The following is a 20,588-nucleotide window of genomic DNA, read 5'->3' as shown; positions in this document are numbered from 1 at the left end:
AGCCATGAAACGAGCCGTGAACGCCCTACAAAATTTCGGAAAATCATTGTACGGACCTGTACTTATCTTACCCATCGTCGGCCTGTTTATCGCCTTCGGGAATGTACTGGGTAACGGCAATCTGGCCGAGTACCTGCCGTTTCTCGGCCACCCGCTGATCCAGAGTGTCGGCCAGCTGATCGCCAAATCTGCCGTGTCGGTGCTGGTCAACCTGGCGCTGGTGTTTGCCGTCGGGATCCCCATTGGACTGGCAACACGAGACAAAGGCTACGCGGCGTTGATTGGGCTGGTGACCTTTATCGTATTCATTAACGCGATGAACGTGACGTTACAGCTTCAGGGAGAACTGGCCCCTGCGGAACAGATGAAAGCCGCCGGACAAAGCATGGTGCTGGGCGTCCAGGTGCTGGAGATGGGCGTTTTCGCCGGGATCCTGACCGGGGCGCTCTCCGGTTATCTGTACAACAAATATTCCGGTGTCCAGTTTAACGGCGCGATGGCGATTTACTCCGGTCACTGCTTTGTCGCGATTGTGATGCTGCCTGTCTCTATGCTGCTCGGCGTGGTCATGAGCGAACTCTGGCCGTACGCACAGCATGGAATAAGCGCTCTGGCGCTGGCGATCAAAGGGTCCGGTCCGTTTGGCGTGGCGATCTACGGTTTCCTTGAACGCATTCTGGTGCCGACGGGCCTGCATCATCTGGTCTATACGCCGTTCCTGTATACCGAACTGGGCGGTACGCAGGAGGTGTGTGGCGCAACCTATCAGGGCGCGCGCAATATCTACTTCGCCGAGATGGCCTGCCCGGACGTGAAGCAGCTCAGCAGTACCGTGGTGTGGGATGCGCGCGGCATCAGCAAGATGTTCGGCCTTCCTGCCGCCGCGCTGGCGATGTACATGACCGCGAAGCCAGAGCGTAAAGCGATTGCGAAAGCGATTCTGATCCCGGCGGCGCTGACCTCGCTGCTGGTCGGCGTAACCGAGCCGATTGAATTCTCCTTCCTGTTCGTCGCCCCGCTGCTGTTCGTGGTGCATGCGGTGCTGACCGGCATCGGCATGATGCTGTTCTCGCTGTTTGGCGTTCACGCCATCGGCGCCAACGGGATTATCGATTTCATCCTCTACAACCTGCCGCTCGGCACGGAGAAGTCCAACTGGCCCATGTACATCGTGGTCGGGCTGATCATGTTCGCCCTTTATTTCGTGGTATTCCGCTTCCTGATCCTGCGCTTCAACATGAAAACGCCGGGGCGTGAAGATGAGGACCAGGAGACACGCCTTTACAGCAAGCAGGAGTACCAGGCGAAGGGCAATAACGACGAGCTGGGCGAATCCATCGTGGTGGGTCTGGGCGGTCGGGAAAATATAGAGGTAGTGGATAACTGCTACACCCGCTTACGCGTCACGGTGAAGGACGTCGCTATCATCGATGAACCGCGCCTGAAAGCGACCGGCGCGAAAGGGATAATCAAACAAGGTAACAACGTTCAGGTGGTCTACGGGCTGCATGTCAAAAAAATGCGAGAAGCCGTTGAGACGTTTCTCTGAAAGGAGCTAAAGATGTTTACACCCCCATTTATTCTGTCGATTGCCGGCGGCGGTAGCACCTACACGCCAGGTATTGTGAAAAGCCTGATGGTACGTCTGCATAATTTCCCTCTGGCAGAGATCCGCCTGTATGACATTGACGAGGCGCGCCAGAACACCATTGCGCCCGTGGTGGAGAAGGTTATTCGCGACCACAGCCAGAGCATCAAATTCACCGTCACCAGCGACCCAGAAGTGGCCTTCAGCGGCGCGCATTTTGTTTTTGCCCAGATGCGCGTCGGACAGTACAAAATGCGCGAGCAGGATGAAAAGATCCCGCTGCGCCACGGGGTGGTCGGCCAGGAAACCTGCGGACCCGGCGGGCTGGCATATGGCCTGCGTACTATCCTGCCGATGGTAGAGCTGATCGATCGGGTGGAACGCTACGCGCACGAAAAGGCGTGGATCGTGAACTACTCCAACCCGGCGGCGATTGTCGCTGAGGGCGTGCGTCGCCTGCGCCCCAACGCACGCGTGCTGAACATCTGCGATATGCCGGTTGCCGCGATGCGCAATATGGGCGCCATTCTGGGCGTGGATCGCCATAAACTGGAGGTGGACTATTTTGGCCTCAACCATTTCGGCTGGTTTACCCGCGTGCGGGTGGACGGCGAGGACAAGCTGCCGGAGCTGCGTAAACATATCGCGAAGTTTGGCCTGCTGACGGAAGATGCCGCGAAAACCGACCCGCAGCACTCGGATCCGTCGTGGGTGAAAACCTGGCGCAACATCAAGCCGATTATGGATAACTTCCCGGAGTACCTGCCGAACCCGTATCTACAGTACTACCTGATGCCAAACCAGATTGTGGAGCATCAGAACCCTGACTATACCCGCGCCAACGAAGTGATGAACGGGCGTGAGAAAAAGCTGTTTGCCGCCGCCGAAGAGTACCAGCGCACCGGAATTTTACCGGACGCCTTCCACGTAGGTGTTCACGGCGAATTTATCGTCGATGTCGCCTGCTCACTGGCGTTCAACCTGCGCCAACGCCATCTGGTGATGGTGGAAAACCGCGGGGCGATTACCAACCTGCCGTACGATGCGGTGGTGGAGGTGCCTGCCTATATCACCTCCGAAGGGCCGGAGCCTGTCCGCGTGGGTCAGGTACCGCTGTTCCACCAGACGCTCCTGCAACAGCAGCTGGCCTCTGAACAGCTGCTGGTTGAGGCAACCATCGAAGGCAGCTACGAGAAAGCGTTGCAGGCGTTCACTCTGAACCGCACCGTGCCGACCATGGAGCACGCGAAAGCGATTCTGGATGAGATGATCGAAGCCAACCGCGACTACTGGCCTGCGCTGCAAAAGGCCTGGCAGGACGGTGAAGCGGTGAAAAAATAGGGGCTTGCTCGCGAGTTGAACGTGGTTAGCTTGTCGGTGTCAGAAAAAACACCGACAATCCTTTTTTACGGAAAAGAATGGAGGCAACCATGTCCACCTCATATTTTGTCGCTGCCGACTGGCTGATTGAGCACGGCGACGACCCGGAAGTTCAGATTATCGACGCGCGCATGGCCCCTCCGGGCCAGGAGCATCGTGACGTTCCCGCTGAATACCGTGCAGGGCACCTGCCTGGCGCGGTATTTTTTGATATCGAAGCCCTCTCCGATCACACCTCTCCCCTGCCGCACATGCTGCCTCGCCCGGAAGCGTTTTCCGTGGCGATGCGCGAGCTGGGCATCAGCAAAGATAAACATCTTGTTGTTTACGATGAAGGTAATCTGTTTTCCGCGCCGCGAGCGTGGTGGATGCTGAAAAACTTCGGCGTGGAAAAGGTATCGATTCTGGCGGGCGGACTTGCAGGCTGGAAGCGCGACGAACTACCGCTTCAGCAGGGTGACGTCACGCTGCCGGAAGGGGAATTTGATGCCACGTTTGACGCTTACGTGGTCAAGCGCCTGACCGACGTGCTGGTCGTGAGCCACGAAAACACGGCGCAAATCGTCGATGCGCGTCCCGCTCCACGTTTCAACGCAGAAGCGGACGAGCCGCGACCGGGACTGAAACGAGGACATATCCCGGGGGCGCTGAACGTGCCGTGGGGCGATCTGGTGTTTGAAGGCGAGCTGAAAACCACCGATGAATTGCGTGCCATTTTTGAACGTCAGGGCGTGGATTTGCATCGTCCGGTTATTGCCAGCTGCGGCTCCGGCGTGACGGCCTGCGTGGTGATCCTGGCGCTGGCAACCCTTGGCGCGAATGACGTGACTCTGTACGACGGCGCCTGGAGTGAATGGGGTGCACGGGACGATCTGCCGGTTGAACCGGCGAAATAATGGATAACCGCCTGGCAACGCTGTTAACGCGCGGATCGTCGCTGACCCGCGCGGAGTATCGCGTCCTCGCCCACCTCACTGAGCATCCATTGCTGGTGGGCAACATCACGGTGCGCGAGCTGGCGCAGGCGACATTTGTCTCTACCGCGACGATTATGCGGCTGTGTCAGAAGCTGGGGTTTAGCGGCTTTAGCGAGTTTATCTGGCACTGCAAGCAGCTGCTTTCTGACACGCCGCATATCACCGTACAGCCTGAGCAACATGCGGAAATGCCCGGGCTTTTTACCCGGTTCGTTGCCAACTATCAGCAGACCTTCCAGTGGGTCACTCAGGACAAACGCCAGCAGTTTGCCAGCCTGCTGCGCCAGAAAGAGAGCTTCTTTCTCTACGGCGCCGGGTTTTCGTACCTTTTTGCCGAGTACCTGACCAAGAAGTTGCAGGTGCTGGGAAAAACGGCGTTCATCTCCGGGCCGGGAGACAGCCGGAATATTTTTCTCAGCAACGCCGCGCGCTATCAGGTGTTTATTGCCGTTTCACGCAGCGGCGAAACGGAGCAGGTACTGGATAAAGCGCGGATCGCCAAAAACGTCGGCATGACGATCGTCGCGTTTACCCGCGCGTCGGCCAATACGCTGGCGGGTATGGCGGACGTGCATTTTGCCCTCTATGACGAAGCGGTACATTTCGCCGCCGAAGCCGCAGGGGTAACGTCGTTTGAGTCGAATCTGGTGCTGCTGATGGATTTACTGCTGCTGGAAGCAACGGGGTGAAGGTCACCCCGCCGTAATCAGATAATGCGGTTGGTCTTGAGATCGCGCAGGAAGCCGCCCCAGCGACGCTCGTAGAACGGGGTGATGTGCTCGGTAATAAAGTGGCTGATCCCCTTCTCACCTTTCTTCACCTGACAGATATCAATCGGCTCATCGCCCGGCAGGGTGTCGGTTGCCACGCTTCCCGCTGCCTGGATGATCTCGTCGATATCGCCGTCGGCCTCAATCCCTATCAGCAGAACAGGTTTTTCGTCAGCGCTCTCTTTGATGGAGCAGAGGAACGCGCGTTTTACCGGCTTGATAGTTTTAAACAGCGTGGTCAGGGAGTCAATCATCTGCGCGGGCGGCTCGGCCACTTCAGACAGCAGCAGCGTTTCGCCCCCTTCCAGCACCTCCTGAGTGCTGAGCGGGTTGCCCTCGTCACCAATCAGGTGGCTGATTTCGCGCGGAGTAAACTCTTTCCCGGTCGGCAGTTTGGCGTTGAGGAACAGCGTCTGCCCCAGGGTCATTTCGAACAACGTGCGCACCGGCATCACCACGAACGCCTGTTCGTCTTCTACCGCTTCCTGCAAGGCCTCGAGCGAAGTAAAGAACGGGATCACCGAGGTGCCGTCGTCTTTCTCCCAGTGCAGCAGATCCAGCGCGCTGTCTTCGACAACCTGCTCCCCTTCCGCCGCGGTGCCCGGCACCCAGACGGTGGATTCCAGCAGCGTGCGGAAAAATGCCGGACGGTGGGCGGGTTCGGTCGCCGCCTGCTCCAGCAGGGTTTCTAATTCGTTTTTGGTTTCTGACATAGTTTGGCTACTTCAAAAAACGCCGGGTGGCGCTTCGCTGACCCGGCCTACAAAACCGTAGGCCCGTGCAAGCGCAGCGCCGCCGGGCAATACGATGACTCCGAAGGCGCGCGTAAGCGTAGCGCTACCCGGCAAAAAAGATCACTCAGCCGTCAGCAGGTTCGCCACGGTACGCACGCCCAGACCGGTCGCACCCGCAGACCACTGCTCAACCGCCGCTTTACGGTAGGTTGCGGAGCAGTCAATGTGCAGCCAGCCTTCATGGTAGTTCTCAACGAAGTGAGACAGGAAGCCTGCTGCGGTGCTTGCCCCCGCCGGGTACGCCGCGCTCGCGGTGTTGTTCAGCTCGGCGAAGTTAGACGGCAGCTGGCTGCGGTGGAACTCGGCCAACGGCAGACGCCAGAACGGTTCGTTTTCCGCCGCCGCGCTGGCCAGCAGGCGAGCGGCCAGCTTGTCGTCGAAGCTGAACAGGGCGTGATAGTCGTTACCCAGCGCCGTTTTCGCCGCGCCGGTCAGGGTTGCCATGTCGATAATCAGCTCCGGCTTCTGCGCAGAGGCGTCGATCAGGCCATCGGCCAGCACCAGACGGCCTTCGGCGTCGGTGTTCATCACCTCAACGTTTTTACCGTTGCGGTAGCGAATGATGTCGCCCAGCTTGAAGGCGTTGCCGCTCACCATGTTGTCCGCGCAGCACAGGTAGAGCTTCACGCGCTTGTTCAGGCCACGGGTGATGGCGAACGCCAGCGCGCCGGTAATGGTGGCCGCACCGCCCATGTCGGACTTCATGGAATCCATGAACGCGCTCTGCTTCAGGCTGTAGCCGCCGGTGTCGAAAGTGATGCCTTTTCCGACCAGACAGGCAAAGACCGGCGCTTCTTTATCGCCGGTTGGGTTGTAATCCAGCGCCAGCAGGACCGGAGGACGCTCGGAGCCACGGCCCACGGTGTGAATGCCCATGTAGTTTTGCTCGCGCAGGTCTTCACCTTTGGTGATGCGGTAAGACATCTTGTCGCCCGCCACGCCGCACAGCAGGTCGACGGCGCGCTGCGCCAGCTGCTCAGGGCCTAACTCTTCCGCCGGGGCGTTGATGGTGTCGCGCACCCAGTCGATGATTTGCAGGCGGCTTTCCAGCTCTTTCTGACCGGCTTCGTCGAGGTTCGCCCACTCGATTTTGCGGGTGCCTTTCGGCCCTTTGTAGCCTGCCCAGAACGCCCAGCTGCGGTCGGTGTCCCAGCCTTCGCCTTCCAGCGACACATGCTTAATGCCAAGGCCGTCAATTTTACGCGCGGCGCGCTGGATCAGGCCCAAATCATCATTGCCCGTCAGATGCAGGGTAATACCGTCGTTGTTGATGCTGTAGGTGGCTTTTTCGCCCCAGCGTGCGTCGGCTGGCTGCGTGGAGAGCGTAATCTTCATCGCTTCGGTCATTTTATTTATCCTTATTAGCAACTAGCAAACGGGCCGCCTGAAGGCAGCCCGTTTATGTTATCTATTCTGCTTCATCTAACCAGACTAACAGAATCGCCTCCAGAATTTTTTCATTGGATGCGTTTGGATCGTCGTCAAAATCTTCCAGATCGCAAATCCACTGATGCATATCGGTGAATCGTACGGTCTTCGGATCGAGATCCGGGTTCGCGTCGTAGAGCGCCTCGCCGATTTCACGGCTGTCTGTCCACTTCAGTCCCATATCAATGCTCGCGTGCGTGGTTGATGGTGTAACGTGGGAACTCCACGACCAGATCTTCATCGGTCACCGCGGCCTGACAGCTTAAGCGGCTGTCGGGCTCCAGACCCCATGCTTTGTCCAGCATGTCGTCTTCGTCTTCGGTGCTCTCTGCAAGAGAGTCGAAACCTTCACGCACGATGCAGTGGCACGTTGTGCAGGCACAGGATTTTTCACAGGCGTGTTCCACTTCGATACCTGCACGCAGGGCTACATCGAGAATGGTTTCACCGGTCTTCGCTTCCAGAACAGCGCCATCCGGACAGAGGTCCGCATGAGGCAAAATTACAATTTTTGGCATATTAAACCTCGTCCACGGACTGGCCTTTCAGCGCGACGCGGACAGATTTGTCCATGCGGCGAGCAGCGAAGTCCTGGGTTTGTTTATCAACGTTTTTAATGGCTTCTTCTATTGCGTCAGCGTCATTGCCTTCGGCGACTGCGCTTAAGCGCGCGGCAGCGTCGTCAATCACCTGGCGCTCAGCGGCGCTTAACAGCGCGGCATCGGCAGCGAGCGCGCCGTTCAGGCTTTCCAGCACGCGTGCGGCTTCCACTTTTTGTTCGGCCAGCATACGCGCCTTCACATCCTGCTCGGCGTAACTCATTGAGTCCTGAATCATGGAGGCGATTTCGCCATCGGTCAGGCCGTAGGACGGCTTCACCTGGATGGACGATTCCACGCCGGTCGATTTTTCCATCGCCGTGACGCTCAGCAGACCGTCCGCATCCACCTGGAAGGTAACGCGAATATGCGCCCCTCCCGCCGGCAGCGCCGGAATGCCGCGCAGCGCAAAGCGCGCCAGAGAGCGGCAGTCCTGCACCAGCTCGCGCTCGCCCTGCATCACGTGGATGGACATCGCAGTCTGGCCGTCTTTGAAGGTAGTAAACTCCTGCGCGCGCGCCACCGGAATGGTGGTGTTACGCGGAATGACTTTCTCCACCAGGCCGCCCATGGTTTCTAAACCCAGAGACAGCGGGATGACGTCCAGCAGCAGCATTTCGCTGTCCGGCTTGTTGCCGACCAGGATATCGGCCTGGATAGCGGCGCCCACGGCAACCACTTTGTCCGGGTCGATAGAGGTCAGCGGCGTGCGGCCAAAGAATTCGCCCACGCGCTCGCGCACCAGCGGCACGCGGGTTGAGCCGCCAACCATGACCACTTCCAGCACCTCGCTGGCCTCCACGCCCGCATCTTTCAATGCGCGACGGCAGGCCAGCAGGGTACGCTTAACCAGAGGCGCGATCAGTTCGCTGAACTGATTGCGGGTGATCTCACCCTGCCAGCCCGCAACGTTAACCGTGACCGATTGCGCGTCGCTCAGGGCGATTTTGGCGTCGATGGCCGCATCCAGCAGTTCACGCTGTACGCGCGCATCGCTGCGATCGCTGATGCCCGCCTGCTCGCGGATGTAGTCTGCCAGCAGATGGTCGAAGTCATCGCCGCCGAGCGCGGAATCCCCGCCGGTCGCCAGCACTTCGAACACGCCGCGGCTCAGGCGCAGGATTGAGATATCAAACGTCCCGCCGCCGAGATCGTAAACCGCAATCACCCCTTCCTGACCGGAATCGAGGCCGTAGGCAATGGCCGCCGCCGTCGGTTCGTTCAGCAGACGCAGCACATGCAGGCCCGCCAGACGCGCGGCGTCTTTGGTGCCCTGACGCTGTGCATCGTCGAAGTAGGCCGGAACGGTGATTACCACGCCGTCGAGATCGCCGCCGAGCGTCGCCGTGGCGCGCGCCGCCAGCGCTTTGAGGATGTCAGCGGAAACGCGAATCGGGTTCAGCAGACCGGCAGACGTCGCGATCATCGGCAGGCCGTTTTCACTGGCCTGTAGCTGATACGGCAGATGCGGGTAACGGGTCTGGATATCAGCCAGCGAGCGGCCCATCATGCGCTTAACCGAGCTGATGGTATTGGCCGGATCGCGCGCGGCGTTAGCGCGGGCATCAAACCCGACCGCGTGACCCTGCTGCTGGTAGTGGACCACGGAAGGCAGCAGATGGCGGCCCTGCTCGTCAGCCAGCGTTTCCGCCTGGCCGCTGCGCACGGTCGCCACGAGGGAATTGGTGGTGCCCAGGTCAATACCGACCGCCAGACGACGCTGGTGCGGTGCGGCGCTTAAGCCTGGCTCACTAATTTGTAATAAGGCCATAATTGCTTCCGAAATTAAAAATCGAGCAGCTTTTCTTCGAGTTGTTCAGCACTGCTTCGCAGTTTATCGAGAAAACGGAGTTTGCGCACAGTGTCTGCCGCCACGTCCCAGGTCTCGTTGTTCAGTTGCTCCACCATCTGCTGATGGCGGGTATCGAACATGCCCTTTACGCGCGTGATAAAGCTTTCCAGGCGTGCTTCGTCTTTAGCCTGTTCAATTTCATCCAGCTCTTCGCGCAGCTCCAGCTGTTCCATCAGAAAGGCGGTGTCGCGCACGGTATGCTGTTCGCTCGCCAGATCGAAACCGTGGAGCGAGAGCAGATATTCTGCACGCGCCAGCGGATGACGTAGCGTTTGCCAGGCCTGGTTGATGGTTGCGGAGTGTGATACCGCAGCCAGCTGCTCTGCCTGCGTCCCGCTGGCGAATTTATCCGGATGGTACTGACGCTGGAGATCCTGAAAACGGACCGTCAGCGCCTGGAGATCGATCGGGTATTGAGCGGGTAGTCCGAAGAGAGTGAAGTAATCCATAACAATCTCAGGGGTAGCCTGTTAGAACAAACCCCACGCGTAGCAAAGCCACGGTGGGGTTTCGGATGACGCGCGGTTAAACGTGGAAGCTTTCGCCGCAACCACACTCGTCTTTGACGTTCGGGTTCGTGAATTTGAACCCTTCGTTCAGGCCTTCTTTTACGAAGTCCAGCTGAGTGCCGTTGAGAAATTGCAGGCTTTTGCCATCGACCACCACCTTCACGCCTTTGTCTTCAAACACGGTGTCATCAGACGCCGGTTCATCAACAAACTCCAGTACGTAAGCCATACCAGAACAGCCGGAGGTACGTACGCCCAGTCGCAGGCCAAAGCCTTTACCACGGTTCGCCAGAAAAGAGCTTACTCGCGCGGCAGCGCTGTCGCTAAGGGTAATCGACATACTCAAACCTCAATTATTTTGCTTCACGTTTGCTTTTGTAATCCGCAATGGCGGCTTTGATCGCGTCTTCTGCCAGAATTGAGCAGTGAATTTTCACCGGCGGCAGTTCGAGTTCTTCAGCAATATCCGTGTTCTTGATTGCCTGTGCTTCGTCCAGAGACTTGCCCTTCACCCATTCGGTGACCAGGGAGCTGGAAGCGATAGCAGAACCGCAGCCGTAGGTCTTGAAGCGCGCGTCTTCAATGATACCTTCATTGTTGACTTTAATCTGCAACTTCATCACGTCGCCACACGCTGGCGCGCCAACCATACCGCTACCGACAGATTCATCGCTGTTGTCAAAAGAGCCAACGTTGCGCGGGTTCTCGTAATGATCGATAACTTTTTCGCTGTATGCCATGATTGAATTCTCCTTATGTACCGATTAGTGATGTGACCATTCAATGCTGTTCAGATCCACGCCCTGCTTGAACATTTCCCACAGTGGAGAAAGGTCGCGCAGACGGCCAATGGAGTTACGAACCAGTTTGATGGTGTAGTCAATCTCTTCTTCGGTAGTAAAACGACCTAAAGAGAAACGGATAGAGCTGTGTGCCAGTTCGTCAGTCATACCCAGCGCGCGCAGCACGTAGGATGGCTCCAGGCTTGCAGACGTACAGGCAGAACCGGAAGAAACCGCCAGGTCTTTCAGCGCCATGATCAGCGATTCACCTTCAACATAGTTGAAGCTGACGTTGAGGATGTTTGGCGCGCCCTGCTCGAGATCGCCGTTCAGATACACTTCTTCCATATCTTTCACGCCGTCCCACAGACGGTTACGCAGCGTACGCAGGCGTGCCATCTCGGTTTCCATCTCTTCTTTCGCGATGCGATACGCTTCGCCCATGCCCACGATCTGGTGAACAGGCAGCGTACCGGAACGCATGCCGCGCTCGTGACCACCGCCGTGCATCTGTGCTTCGATGCGGATACGTGGCTTACGACGAACGTACAGCGCGCCGATACCTTTCGGACCATAGATTTTGTGACCGGAGAAGGACATCAGGTCCACTTTCAGCTGGCTCAGGTCGATAGGCAGTTTGCCCACGCTCTGGGTCGCATCCACGTGGTAGATGATGCCGCGCGCACGGCACATTTCGCCGATGGTCGCGATGTCCTGCACAACGCCGATTTCGTTGTTAACGTGCATGATGGAAACCAGGATGGTGTCATCGCGCATGGCCGCTTCGAGCTCTTTCAGGTCGATGATCCCGTTGCTCTGCGGCGCCAGGTAAGTCACTTCGAACCCTTCACGCTCCAGCTGACGGCAGGTGTCCAGCACGGCTTTGTGTTCGGTTTTGCTGGTGATGATGTGCTTGCCTTTTTTCTGATAAAAGTTGGCTGCACCTTTGATCGCCAGGTTGTCGGATTCGGTCGCGCCGGAGGTGAAAACAATTTCACGCGGGTCGGCACCGACCAGGTCAGCAATCTGATTACGGGCGATATCAACCGCCTCTTCAGCATGCCAGCCAAAACGGTGAGAACGGGAAGCTGGGTTACCAAAGTTTCCGTCCAGGGTCAGACACTGCATCATTTTCTCGGCAACACGCGGGTCCACCGGCGTGGTTGCGGAGTAATCGAGATAAATCGGTAATTTCATTGCTCTATAAACTCCGTACATCGCTTCAATGCAAGGAATCAGGCAACCGGCTGGATGTACGACCGAGTACGCGGGGTGTGACCACCCCGGCCTGATTCTGAATACTTATCTTTTTAATTACGCGCGCAGTTTAACGTCGATGGCGTCCTGCGAACGGGTGCTGCGCTGTGATTCATGGCTTTGCTGACGACCCGACACGTCCAGAACTTCCTGGTTATTCACCAGTTCACCCAGGGTGATGTTGTTCAGGAAGCCGGTCAGACGGTCGCTCAGATCGCGCCACAGCGCGTGGGTCAGGCACTTATCGCCGCCCTGGCAGCCGCCTTTACCCTGGCAACGGGTCGCGTCGACGGATTCGTCAACGGCGCTAATCACTTCGCCAACCGCAATACTGCCCGCGTCTTTACCCAGCAGATAACCGCCGCCCGGGCCACGAACGCTGGACACCAGTCCATTTTTACGCAGTCTGGAGAACAGCTGTTCCAGGTAAGAGAGGGAGATCCCTTGTCGTTCAGAAATATCAGCCAACGGAACCGGGCCCGCTTCGGAGTTGAGCGCAACGTCCAGCATCGCGGTCACGGCATAACGCCCTTTAGATGTCAGTCTCATGTCTTACTTAACCTCAAACTCGCCCCTGCCCGGGGTTTTTTATTGTAAAATGGGGGTATTGCATAGCAGGGCCAAGTCTGACATTCCTGACTAAATTGGTCAACTATTTACTTGACTGTTTTAGTCAGGTATTTAACCTTCTGTGCCGTTTTTTTTGCCCGGCGGCGCTGCGCTTGCAGGGGCCTACGGGCTTTGTAGGTCGGGTAAGCGCAGCGCCACCCGGCGAACAGACGACACTATTCCTTATTCTTCTGCTCAATCGACGCCAGAATCCCGCGCAGGATGTTCAGCTCCTGGCTTTCCGGGCGCGCGCGGGTGAACATACGGCGCAGCTTATTCATCACCTGGCCCGGGTGGCCTTCACGGATAAAGCCGGTTGAGAGCAGCGTCTGCTCCAGATGACCGTAGAAGCGCTCGAGGTCGTCCACCAGCGGGTAGGCCGTCTCTTCTTTAGGTTCCACCGGTTTCTCCTGCGTTGCCAGCCATGCCATGCGCACTTCGTAGGCGATCACCTGCACCGCCATCGCCAGATTCAGCGAGCTGTATTCCGGATTGGCGGCAATCGCCACGTGATAGTGGCACTTCTGTAATTCCTCGTTGGTCAGGCCAACACGTTCACGGCCAAACACCAGCGCAACCGGCGCCTGTTCCGCTTCTGAGATGCTTTTCAGGCCGCATTCGCGCGGGTCCAGCATCGGCCAGGGCAGCGTACGGGAGCGCGCGCTGGTCCCCACCACCAGGCTGCAACCGGCCAGGGCTTCATCCAGGGTGTCCACGATCTGCGCATTCCCGATCACGTCGCTGGCGCCGGCCGCCAGAGCAATAGCCTGAGAGTCTGGTTTCACCAGCGGATTCACCAGCCACAGGTTCGTTAAGCCCATGGTTTTCATAGCGCGGGCCACAGAGCCCATGTTGCCGGTGTGCGATGTTTCGACCAGCACGATTCGAATGTTTTGCAGCATAATTTTTAAATGTCTGGATTCAGTGTCTGAAGAATATTCGGGCATATTATCATAAACGAGAGACATAATCCGATCCCGCTGCTATACTCTGCGCCGATTTTCCTGTTCTTTAACATCCAGTGAGAGAGACCGATGCATCCGATGCTGACCATCGCCGTGCGCGCAGCGCGCAAGGCGGGTAATGTAATTGCCAAACACTACGAAACCCCAGACTCCGTAGAAACCAGCCAGAAAGGCAGCAATGATTTCGTGACGAACGTAGATAAAGCCGCAGAAGCGATTATTATCGAAACGATCCGCAAATCTTACCCGCAGCACACCATCATCACCGAAGAAAGCGGTGAACATGAAGGTACCGATCAGGATGTTCAATGGGTTATCGATCCACTGGATGGCACCACCAACTTCGTCAAACGCCTGCCACACTTCTCTGTGTCTATCGCAGTACGCATTAAAGGCCGTACTGAAGTCGCCGTTGTTTACGATCCAATGCGTAACGAACTGTTCACCGCGACCCGCGGTCAGGGCGCGCAGCTGAACGGCTACCGTCTGCGTTGCAGCAATGCACGCGATCTGGACGGCACGATTCTGGCGACCGGCTTCCCTTTCAAGGCGAAGCAGCACGCAACCACTTATATGAATATCCTGGGCAAGCTGTTCACCGAATGCGCGGACTTCCGTCGCACTGGCTCTGCTGCACTGGATCTGGCCTACGTGGCGACCGGCCGCGTTGACGGTTACTTCGAGCTGTCTCTGAAGCCGTGGGACTTTGCGGCGGGCGAGCTGATCGCTCGTGAAGCTGGCGCGATTGTTTGCGACTTCACCGGCGGCCATAACTATATGTCTACCGGCAACATCGTTGCAGGTAACCCGCGCGTTGTTAAAGCCATGCTGGCAAACATGCGTGATGAACTGAGCGATGCGCTGAAGCGTTAATTCAGTCTGTTAAGCCCGGTGGCGCTACGTTTACCGGGCTTACAACACGCCTCAGGTAAGGCTAGAAAGGCCGCAACCCCCTTCCCACCGGCACCGCGCTTATCCACATCGTGACCGCAGCCACCAGCAGAATCACCCCGCCCGCCAGCGCCAGCGTCGTCCAGCCAACCTGTCGCCACAATACCGGCGTTTTATTGCCGCTGAGTTTTACCGCCAGCTGACGGAAGCTGTGCACCAGCAGGGCTAACGAAGAGATCGTCAGAGACGTTCCCGCCGCCATCGCCAGCGCCGAGAGCATGCCCCAGCCAAATACGCCTGTCACTTTGCTGAACAACAGCACCATGATTGCGCCCGAGCATGGACGCATCCCCATTGAGAGAACAATCATCAGGCGCGCACGCCAGTCCTCACTGTTCTGTAATTGTTCCTGCGTCGGCAGATGCTGATGCCCGCACCCGCAGTTTTCATGGTGAACGTGATGCGGTGTAAAGGATTTGAATTTTGGTTTTCGCAGCAACGCGCGCAATTTTTTCAGCGCCCGCCAGCAGAGGATCAGCCCCAGCACGCCTACCAGCGCGTAACTCCCCTTCTCCAGCCAGAAGCTGCTCATATGCAGCTGGCGGGCCGGCAGCTGTAGCAGCGAAAGGACGACCACGACCAGCGCAATCGCCACACCGCCCTGAAGTAAAGAAGAAGCCAGCGTCAGGCCGATACTCGATTTCAGCTTCGACGGATGCGTGGCAAGCCAGGTCGTGATGACGATTTTGCCGTGCCCCGGTCCCAGGGCATGCAGCACGCCATAGATAAAGCTGAACGCCAGAAGAGCGCCGCCCGCTTTGGTCGGATTTTCCGCCACGGCTTTCAGCAGACCGCTCATCTGCTGATTAACTTCCCGCTGCCAGAGGATGCTTTTCATCATCACCTGCGGCCATGCCTGCCACAGCCAGAGCGCGCCGCCAACCGCTAACAACAAAAAGAGCGCCAGAGGCCAGAGGTGCAGCCAGCGACGCGGCTTACTGACGGGAGAGGAGATCACTGACATTGTAACGTCACCTCCTGCGCAAACTGTTTACCTAACTCCATGTCTTCGGGGGGCGCATCCTCTTTATCAAGAGAAACGGCAAAGTTCAGCATCTCTTCGCTGGGTTTCGGGGTGTGCACGGCAATTTTGCAGCTTTTTTGCAGCGCGTCCGGCAGCCGTACGTCGCTGTCATTGTCATAGCGCATATCGACATAGTAGGTTGGGTCAAACGTGGAAAACCTGTACTTCTGCCCGGCCAGGGGTTGAGGGTGCGCCAGCGGAAGTATAAAGGTCAGCACCGCCTGATGTCCGTCGCGGGTCATACCGTACACCGTGGGACGGTTGAGAAATTTCACCTTTTGTCCGTTGTGCCAGAACTCGGTGAAGTAGTGCTGACCCAGCACGTTGGCCATCACTTCCGCCGCCAGCTTTTTCCAGATCTCATCGCCGGGCTTTGCGTTTCCGGCATCGTACAGCAGGTCGGCGGAGGTGATTTCATCCATCGTCCAGCGCATTTTCAGGCCGCTGAGCTGCGTGCCGTCCGTCACCAGTTCGGTTTTCAGGCTGATAAAACTGTGAGGATGTGCGCCGGCGGCACAAGTGAAAACCGCCAAAAATAACGCTACCGCGCTTTGTTTAACTATTTGCATCTGTTCCTCACGTCAAAAATTCTGTGATGTTCGCCAGCAATCCTGAGTGAAAGGCCTGCCGGTGCGCTTTTCAGCGCCCATCCTTTAGCTATTCTTATCAAACATTCACACTGGATACCCGACAGATGATGACGACGCTTGAAATTCCATCTGTGCTTTCCAGTTCGCAGCGCCGCTGCCAGGTGCTTTTGATGCTTTACCTGCCCGATGCTGCCATCACCGCACAGAGCATAATCGCTGCCAACGGCGTGGACGACGTCATGGCACGGCAAGATATAGCCGAGACGCGCGATGAAATCCAGCGCTATCATCGGCTTGATATTGTCACGCACCATGATGGCTGCTACCGAATTGAGGGTTCCGCCCTGAATCAACGTTTGTGCCTGCTGCACTGGCTGCGCAGGGCGCTTCGGCTCTGTCCACATTTTGTCGCCCAACAGTTTACCCCTGCCTTAAAAACCGCGCTTAAACAGCACGGCATTGCCCGCCCGCTTTATGACGATGCGAACCTTCGGGCGCTTATCAACTTTTGTGCGCGCAAGCTTCAGCGCCAGTTTGAGTCCCGCGACGTACAGTTTTTACAGCTTTATCTGCAATATTGTCTGATTCAGCATCATCTGGGCAATACGCCAGAGTTTTCGCCCGTTCAGCGCAGCTGGACGCAGTCCCGAGGGGAATACTTTACGGCGCAGGAAATTGTCCGCCACTGGAAACGGCGCGTCCCGCAGGGAACGCACAGCGATGAACAGCTGTTCCTGGCACTGCTGTTTATGATGCTTCGCACACCCGACCCGGTGATGGATAAACACCAGCAGGATCAGCGCCTGCGTCGCGCCATCGTGCGTATGATTGCCCGTTTCCGGGCGCAAACCGGGATGAACTTCAGCGATGAGCAAGGGCTGACCGATCAGCTTTATATTCATCTGGCTCAGGCGCTGGACCGCTCCTTATTTGACATCGGCATCGACAACAGCCTGCCGGAAGAGATCCACCGTTTATACCCCCGGCTGCTGCGCACCACTAAAGAGGCGCTGTTTGAGCTGGAAGCCGAATTTGGTCTGCGATTCTCCGGTGAAGAGATGGCTCTGGTGGCGGTGATTTTTGGTGCCTGGCTGATGCAGGAGACCGACCTGCATGAAAAACAGGTGGTCCTGTTAACGGGGGAAGATAAAGCCTGCGAAGCGTTAATTGAGCAGCAGCTTCGCGAGCTGACGCTGCTGCCGCTCAATATTCGTTATCTTAGCCTGGAGGCGTTTAAGAAGGAGGGCGCCCCCCGCGAGGCGGCGCTGGTCATTACGCCTTATCCAACCGCCCTGCCGCTGTTCTCGCCGCCGCTCATTCATGCCGTTGAGGCCCTGAACACGCAGCAGCAGGAACATATTCGCGTTATGCTCGAATCATAGTTACGAGCGAGCAGCCACCTTTGGGCGGATGACGATGGCAGGTAAAGCGACCAGCGCCATCACCCAGAACACACTGTGCCCCAGGTGCTGATAGAGGAAACCGGCAAATACGGTCATCACCGCAATACTGCCGCCCATCGCCACCGCTGAATAGACCGCCTGAAGACGAATAACGTCCCCACCCTCTCGCGCCGCGATGTAGCGCATCGCCGCCAGATGGCACACGGTGAAGGTTCCGCAGTGCAGAATTTGCGCCACAATCAGCCACGGCAGCTCAGTCGTCCAGCCCATGATGCCCCAGCGCACCACGCCGCAAACGGCGGAAAGCAGCAGCAGGTCACGCGCCCCGAAACGACGGAAAAGTTTTTGGCTCAGCGCGAAGATAATGACCTCCGCCACCACGCCGAGCGACCACAGGTAGCCTACCGCAGAAGCCGAGTAGCCCGCCCCCTGCCAGTAGATGGCGCTGAAGCCGTAATAGGCCGCATGTGCCCCCTGGAGCAGACAGACGCAGGCCAGGAAACGCCAGCTTTGCGCCACCAGCGAGCGCCAGGCGGGCCAGCCGGCGCTCTCCTGATGGCGGCTTTCGCCCTGCGGCATTACCGACGGACGCAGCAACATACCGAGCAGCATCGAGGCGATGCCGAGCGTTAACAGCGCCAGAATGGCACGATAGTCATAGAGGCTGACCAGCTTCCCGACCAGCGCAGAGCCGATCACGAAGGCAATCGATCCCCACAGGCGCACGCGGCCATAGTCCATGGTGATCTGCTTTTGCCAGGTGTTCGCCAGGGCATCCGTCAGCGGCACCAGCGGGGAGAAGAACAGATTAAAGCCAACCATTACCACCATCAGCCAGGCAAACTGATGGCTGACCCAGAAGCAGGCCGCAAAGACCAGCGTCAGCAGGGCCAGAATTCGCACCGCTTTAATCAGTAAGGAGGGATCGCTGACGCGGGGCGCAATCAGCAGGCTACCCAGGAAACGTGCCACCAGCCCCGCGCCCAGCAGGATGCCAATGGTCTCAGGCGTCAGACCAATTCCCTTGAGCCAGACGCTCCAGAAAGGCAAAAAAATACCGTAACTAAAGAAATAGGTGAAATAGCTGAGCGCCAGCCAGCGCGTGGAATGCAAGACCATGAATCCCTCCCGAAATGGAGGCGATAGTCTGGCGTTAATCCCTGACTTTAGCAAGTCGTTAGCGCGCTATAAATTAACGATAAATTAACATCATGGACAGCCGGTCGGCGTATGGCGAGAGCGGCAAAATTGTATTACGTTTAAAGAACATCGCCTGAAGAGGTCGTTTGCCATGAACAGCTTACGTTATTTCGATTTCGGCTCCTCTCGTTCTTTCCTGCTTTTAATTGCCCGCATTGCTATTGTGGTCCTGTTTATTATTTTCGGTTATCCCAAGCTGACGGGGTTTAGCGGCACCGTTCAGTATATGACGTCGCTCGGCGCCCCCATGCCCATGCTGGCCGCCATTGTTGCGGTGGTGATGGAAGTCCCCGCCGCGATTCTGATCGTGCTGGGCTTTTTCACCCGCCCCCTCGCGGTGATCTTTGTCTTCTATACGCTGGGAACAGCGGTGATTGGTCACCACTACTGGGATATGACGGGCGATGCGGTTCTGCCAAATATGATTAACTTCTACAAAAATGTGAGTATCGCTGGCGGCTTTATTTTGCTGGCGATTACCGGGCCGGGGGCCATCTCCCTCGACCGACGTTAGCCCATAAAAAAAGGCCGCATGAGCGGCCTTTTTCAGTTCTGCGACGCAGAGAATTATGCGTACACCGGGAAGCGTGCGCAGATGTCCAGAACTTTACCTTTAACGCGCTCGATAACCGCGTCGTCATTGATGTTGTCCAGAACGTCACACATCCAGCCCGCCAGCTCTTTCACTTCCGCTTCTTTAAAGCCACGGCGAGTTACGGCCGGAGAACCGATACGGATACCGGAAGTCACGAACGGGCTCTTCGGATCGTTTGGCACGCTGTTTTTGTTGACGGTAATGTTGGCGCGGCCGAGGGCTGCGTCAGCTTCTTTACCGGTCAGGTTCTTATCAACCAGGTCCAGCAGGAACAGGTGGTTTTCAGTCCCGCCAGAGACCACTTTGTAGCCACGGTTCAGGAACACTTCCACCATCGCTTTGGCGTTTTTAGCAACCTGCTGCTGATAAACCTTGAACTCTGGCTCCATCGCTTCTTTCAGCGCGACGGCTTTCGCGGCGATAACGTGCATCAGCGGGCCGCCCTGGGCGCTTGGGAACACGGCGGAGTTCAGCTTTTTGTACAGCTCTTCGTCACCGCCTTTCGCCAGGATCAGGCCACCGCGTGGACCCGCCAGGGTTTTGTGGGTGGTGGTGGTCACAACGTGCGCATGTGGAACCGGGTTCGGGTAAACGCCTGCCGCAATCAGACCGGCAACGTGCGCCATGTCGACGAACAGGTACGCGCCGATGCTGTCAGCGATTTCACGCATTTTGGCCCAGTCAACGATGCCGGAGTAAGCAGAGAAGCCACCGATGATCATCTTCGGCTTGTGCTCTTTGGCCTGCTTCGCCATGTCCTCGTAGTCAATTTTTCCGGACTCATCAATACCGTAAGGGATGATGTTGTACAGTTTGCCAGAGAAGTTAACCGGGGAGCCGTGAGTCAGGTGGCCGCCCTGCGCCAGGTTCATACCCAGAACGGTATCGCCCGGCTGCAACAGCGCGGTGTAAACAGCGAAGTTAGCCTGAGAGCCAGAGTGCGGCTGGACGTTCGCGTAGTCAGCGCCAAAGAGTTCTTTCGCACGGTCAATCGCCAGCTGCTCAACGATATCAACGTATTCGCAACCGCCGTAGTAGCGCTTGCCCGGATAACCTTCAGCATATTTGTTGGTCAGCTGAGAACCCTGCGCCTGCATCACGCGCGGGCTAGTGTAGTTTTCGGAGGCGATCAGTTCGATGTGCTCTTCCTGACGTACTTTTTCCTGCTCCATAGCCTGCCACAGTTCGGCATCATAATCGGCAATGTTCATTTCACGCTTTAACATCCGCATCTCCTGACTCAGCTAACAAGTAAATTTTTGGCCTGAAAAGGCAGTCCTGTTGGACGACGGGCAACAGTATAACTGAATAGTTC

General features: G+C 57.3%; 22 protein-coding genes. 7 read left to right on the top strand and 15 right to left on the bottom strand.

The genetic code is table 11. From position 1 onward, the window contains the following. Positions 1–4 precede the first annotated feature (4 nt). From SK54_RS08200 to SK54_RS08185, 4 genes are all read left to right on the top strand, one after another. Positions 5–1,549: a PTS transporter subunit EIIC gene (locus tag SK54_RS08200; protein WP_017692920.1), complete on the top strand. Its 1,545-nt coding sequence runs from the start codon at positions 5–7 to the stop codon at positions 1,547–1,549. Between the two features lie 12 nt (positions 1,550–1,561). Beyond that, positions 1,562–2,929, top strand: a complete 1,368-nt coding sequence (locus SK54_RS08195) for a 6-phospho-alpha-glucosidase (RefSeq protein ID WP_048247025.1) — start codon at positions 1,562–1,564, stop codon at positions 2,927–2,929. Positions 2,930–3,018: 89 nt separating this feature from the next. After that, the gene (sseA, locus tag SK54_RS08190) at positions 3,019–3,864 is read left to right on the top strand and encodes a 3-mercaptopyruvate sulfurtransferase (RefSeq protein ID WP_039272090.1); all 846 of its coding nucleotides are present in this window, start codon (positions 3,019–3,021) and stop codon (positions 3,862–3,864) included. Next, a complete protein-coding gene (locus SK54_RS08185; protein WP_017692918.1) occupies positions 3,864–4,634 on the top strand; it encodes a MurR/RpiR family transcriptional regulator in 771 nt (256 codons plus the stop codon). The genes sseA and SK54_RS08185 overlap by 1 nt, the downstream gene beginning before the upstream one ends. Positions 4,635–4,651: 17 nt before the next feature. On the opposite strand, the gene sseB is transcribed toward SK54_RS08185, so the two are convergent. The 11 genes from sseB to trmJ all read right to left on the bottom strand — a co-directional run bounded on the left by sseB (position 4,652) and on the right by trmJ (position 13,447). Next, entirely contained in the window at positions 4,652–5,428 is a 777-nt protein-coding gene (gene sseB, locus SK54_RS08180; RefSeq protein WP_023325069.1) for an enhanced serine sensitivity protein SseB, read from the bottom strand. Positions 5,429–5,569: 141 nt separating this feature from the next. Beyond that, entirely contained in the window at positions 5,570–6,856 is a 1,287-nt protein-coding gene (gene pepB / locus SK54_RS08175; protein ID WP_047736714.1) for an aminopeptidase PepB, read from the bottom strand. Between the two features lie 61 nt (positions 6,857–6,917). Continuing rightward, positions 6,918–7,118: a Fe-S cluster assembly protein IscX gene (iscX, locus tag SK54_RS08170; RefSeq protein ID WP_003860650.1), complete on the bottom strand. Its 201-nt coding sequence runs from the start codon at positions 7,116–7,118 to the stop codon at positions 6,918–6,920. A 1-nt stretch (position 7,119) separates the two neighbouring features. Beyond that, positions 7,120–7,455, bottom strand: a complete 336-nt coding sequence (fdx, locus tag SK54_RS08165; protein WP_003860652.1) for an ISC system 2Fe-2S type ferredoxin — start codon at positions 7,453–7,455, stop codon at positions 7,120–7,122. Between the two features lies 1 nt (position 7,456). Further along, a complete protein-coding gene (hscA, locus tag SK54_RS08160; protein WP_015572159.1) occupies positions 7,457–9,307 on the bottom strand; it encodes a Fe-S protein assembly chaperone HscA in 1,851 nt (616 codons plus the stop codon). 14 nt (positions 9,308–9,321) lie between these two features. Next, positions 9,322–9,837, bottom strand: a complete 516-nt coding sequence (gene hscB / locus SK54_RS08155) for a co-chaperone HscB (RefSeq protein WP_003860657.1) — start codon at positions 9,835–9,837, stop codon at positions 9,322–9,324. Between the two features lie 76 nt (positions 9,838–9,913). Then, entirely contained in the window at positions 9,914–10,237 is a 324-nt protein-coding gene (gene iscA, locus SK54_RS08150; protein ID WP_003860659.1) for an iron-sulfur cluster assembly protein IscA, read from the bottom strand. Positions 10,238–10,250: 13 nt separating this feature from the next. Then, a complete protein-coding gene (gene iscU / locus SK54_RS08145; RefSeq protein ID WP_003860661.1) occupies positions 10,251–10,637 on the bottom strand; it encodes a Fe-S cluster assembly scaffold IscU in 387 nt (128 codons plus the stop codon). 24 nt (positions 10,638–10,661) lie between these two features. Next, a complete protein-coding gene (gene iscS, locus SK54_RS08140) occupies positions 10,662–11,876 on the bottom strand; it encodes a cysteine desulfurase (protein ID WP_003860663.1) in 1,215 nt (404 codons plus the stop codon). 117 nt (positions 11,877–11,993) lie between these two features. Beyond that, positions 11,994–12,485, bottom strand: coding sequence for a Fe-S cluster assembly transcriptional regulator IscR (gene iscR, locus SK54_RS08135; RefSeq protein WP_015572158.1), 492 nt, complete (start codon positions 12,483–12,485; stop codon positions 11,994–11,996). A gap of 236 nt (positions 12,486–12,721) precedes the next feature. Continuing rightward, entirely contained in the window at positions 12,722–13,447 is a 726-nt protein-coding gene (gene trmJ / locus SK54_RS08130) for a tRNA (cytosine(32)/uridine(32)-2'-O)-methyltransferase TrmJ (RefSeq protein ID WP_015572157.1), read from the bottom strand. A 132-nt stretch (positions 13,448–13,579) separates the two neighbouring features. Between trmJ and suhB the strand changes: the two genes are divergently transcribed. Further along, complete coding sequence (gene suhB, locus SK54_RS08125; RefSeq protein WP_003860668.1) at positions 13,580–14,383, top strand: inositol-1-monophosphatase; 804 nt, start codon at positions 13,580–13,582, stop codon at positions 14,381–14,383. A gap of 61 nt (positions 14,384–14,444) precedes the next feature. On the opposite strand, the gene SK54_RS08120 is transcribed toward suhB, so the two are convergent. Continuing rightward, positions 14,445–15,425, bottom strand: a complete 981-nt coding sequence (locus tag SK54_RS08120) for a nickel/cobalt transporter (RefSeq protein WP_048247022.1) — start codon at positions 15,423–15,425, stop codon at positions 14,445–14,447. Continuing rightward, entirely contained in the window at positions 15,416–16,054 is a 639-nt protein-coding gene (locus SK54_RS08115) for a DUF1007 family protein (protein WP_017692913.1), read from the bottom strand. Before SK54_RS08115 ends, SK54_RS08120 begins: the two co-directional genes overlap by 10 nt. Positions 16,055–16,179: 125 nt before the next feature. Between SK54_RS08115 and csiE the strand changes: the two genes are divergently transcribed. Next, the gene (csiE, locus tag SK54_RS08110; RefSeq protein WP_015572154.1) at positions 16,180–17,457 is read left to right on the top strand and encodes a stationary phase inducible protein CsiE; all 1,278 of its coding nucleotides are present in this window, start codon (positions 16,180–16,182) and stop codon (positions 17,455–17,457) included. Here the strand turns inward: csiE and SK54_RS08105 are convergent, their stop codons facing one another. After that, positions 17,458–18,597, bottom strand: a complete 1,140-nt coding sequence (locus SK54_RS08105) for a 3-phenylpropionate MFS transporter (RefSeq protein ID WP_032649103.1) — start codon at positions 18,595–18,597, stop codon at positions 17,458–17,460. 172 nt (positions 18,598–18,769) lie between these two features. Between SK54_RS08105 and SK54_RS08100 the strand changes: the two genes are divergently transcribed. Beyond that, entirely contained in the window at positions 18,770–19,192 is a 423-nt protein-coding gene (locus SK54_RS08100; RefSeq protein WP_032649105.1) for a DoxX family protein, read from the top strand. Positions 19,193–19,245: 53 nt separating this feature from the next. Here SK54_RS08100 and glyA read toward each other — a convergent pair whose 3' ends face one another. Next, positions 19,246–20,499, bottom strand: coding sequence for a serine hydroxymethyltransferase (glyA, locus tag SK54_RS08095; RefSeq protein WP_003860678.1), 1,254 nt, complete (start codon positions 20,497–20,499; stop codon positions 19,246–19,248). Positions 20,500–20,588: the final 89 nt, after the last annotated feature.

Origin of the sequence: Enterobacter sp. MGH120 (genome assembly GCF_001037725.1) — a bacterium.
Lineage (GTDB): Bacteria > Pseudomonadota > Gammaproteobacteria > Enterobacterales > Enterobacteriaceae > Enterobacter > Enterobacter hormaechei_C.
Note: the sequence above shows the minus strand (reverse complement) of the source record. Positions and strands in the feature narration are given on the sequence as shown.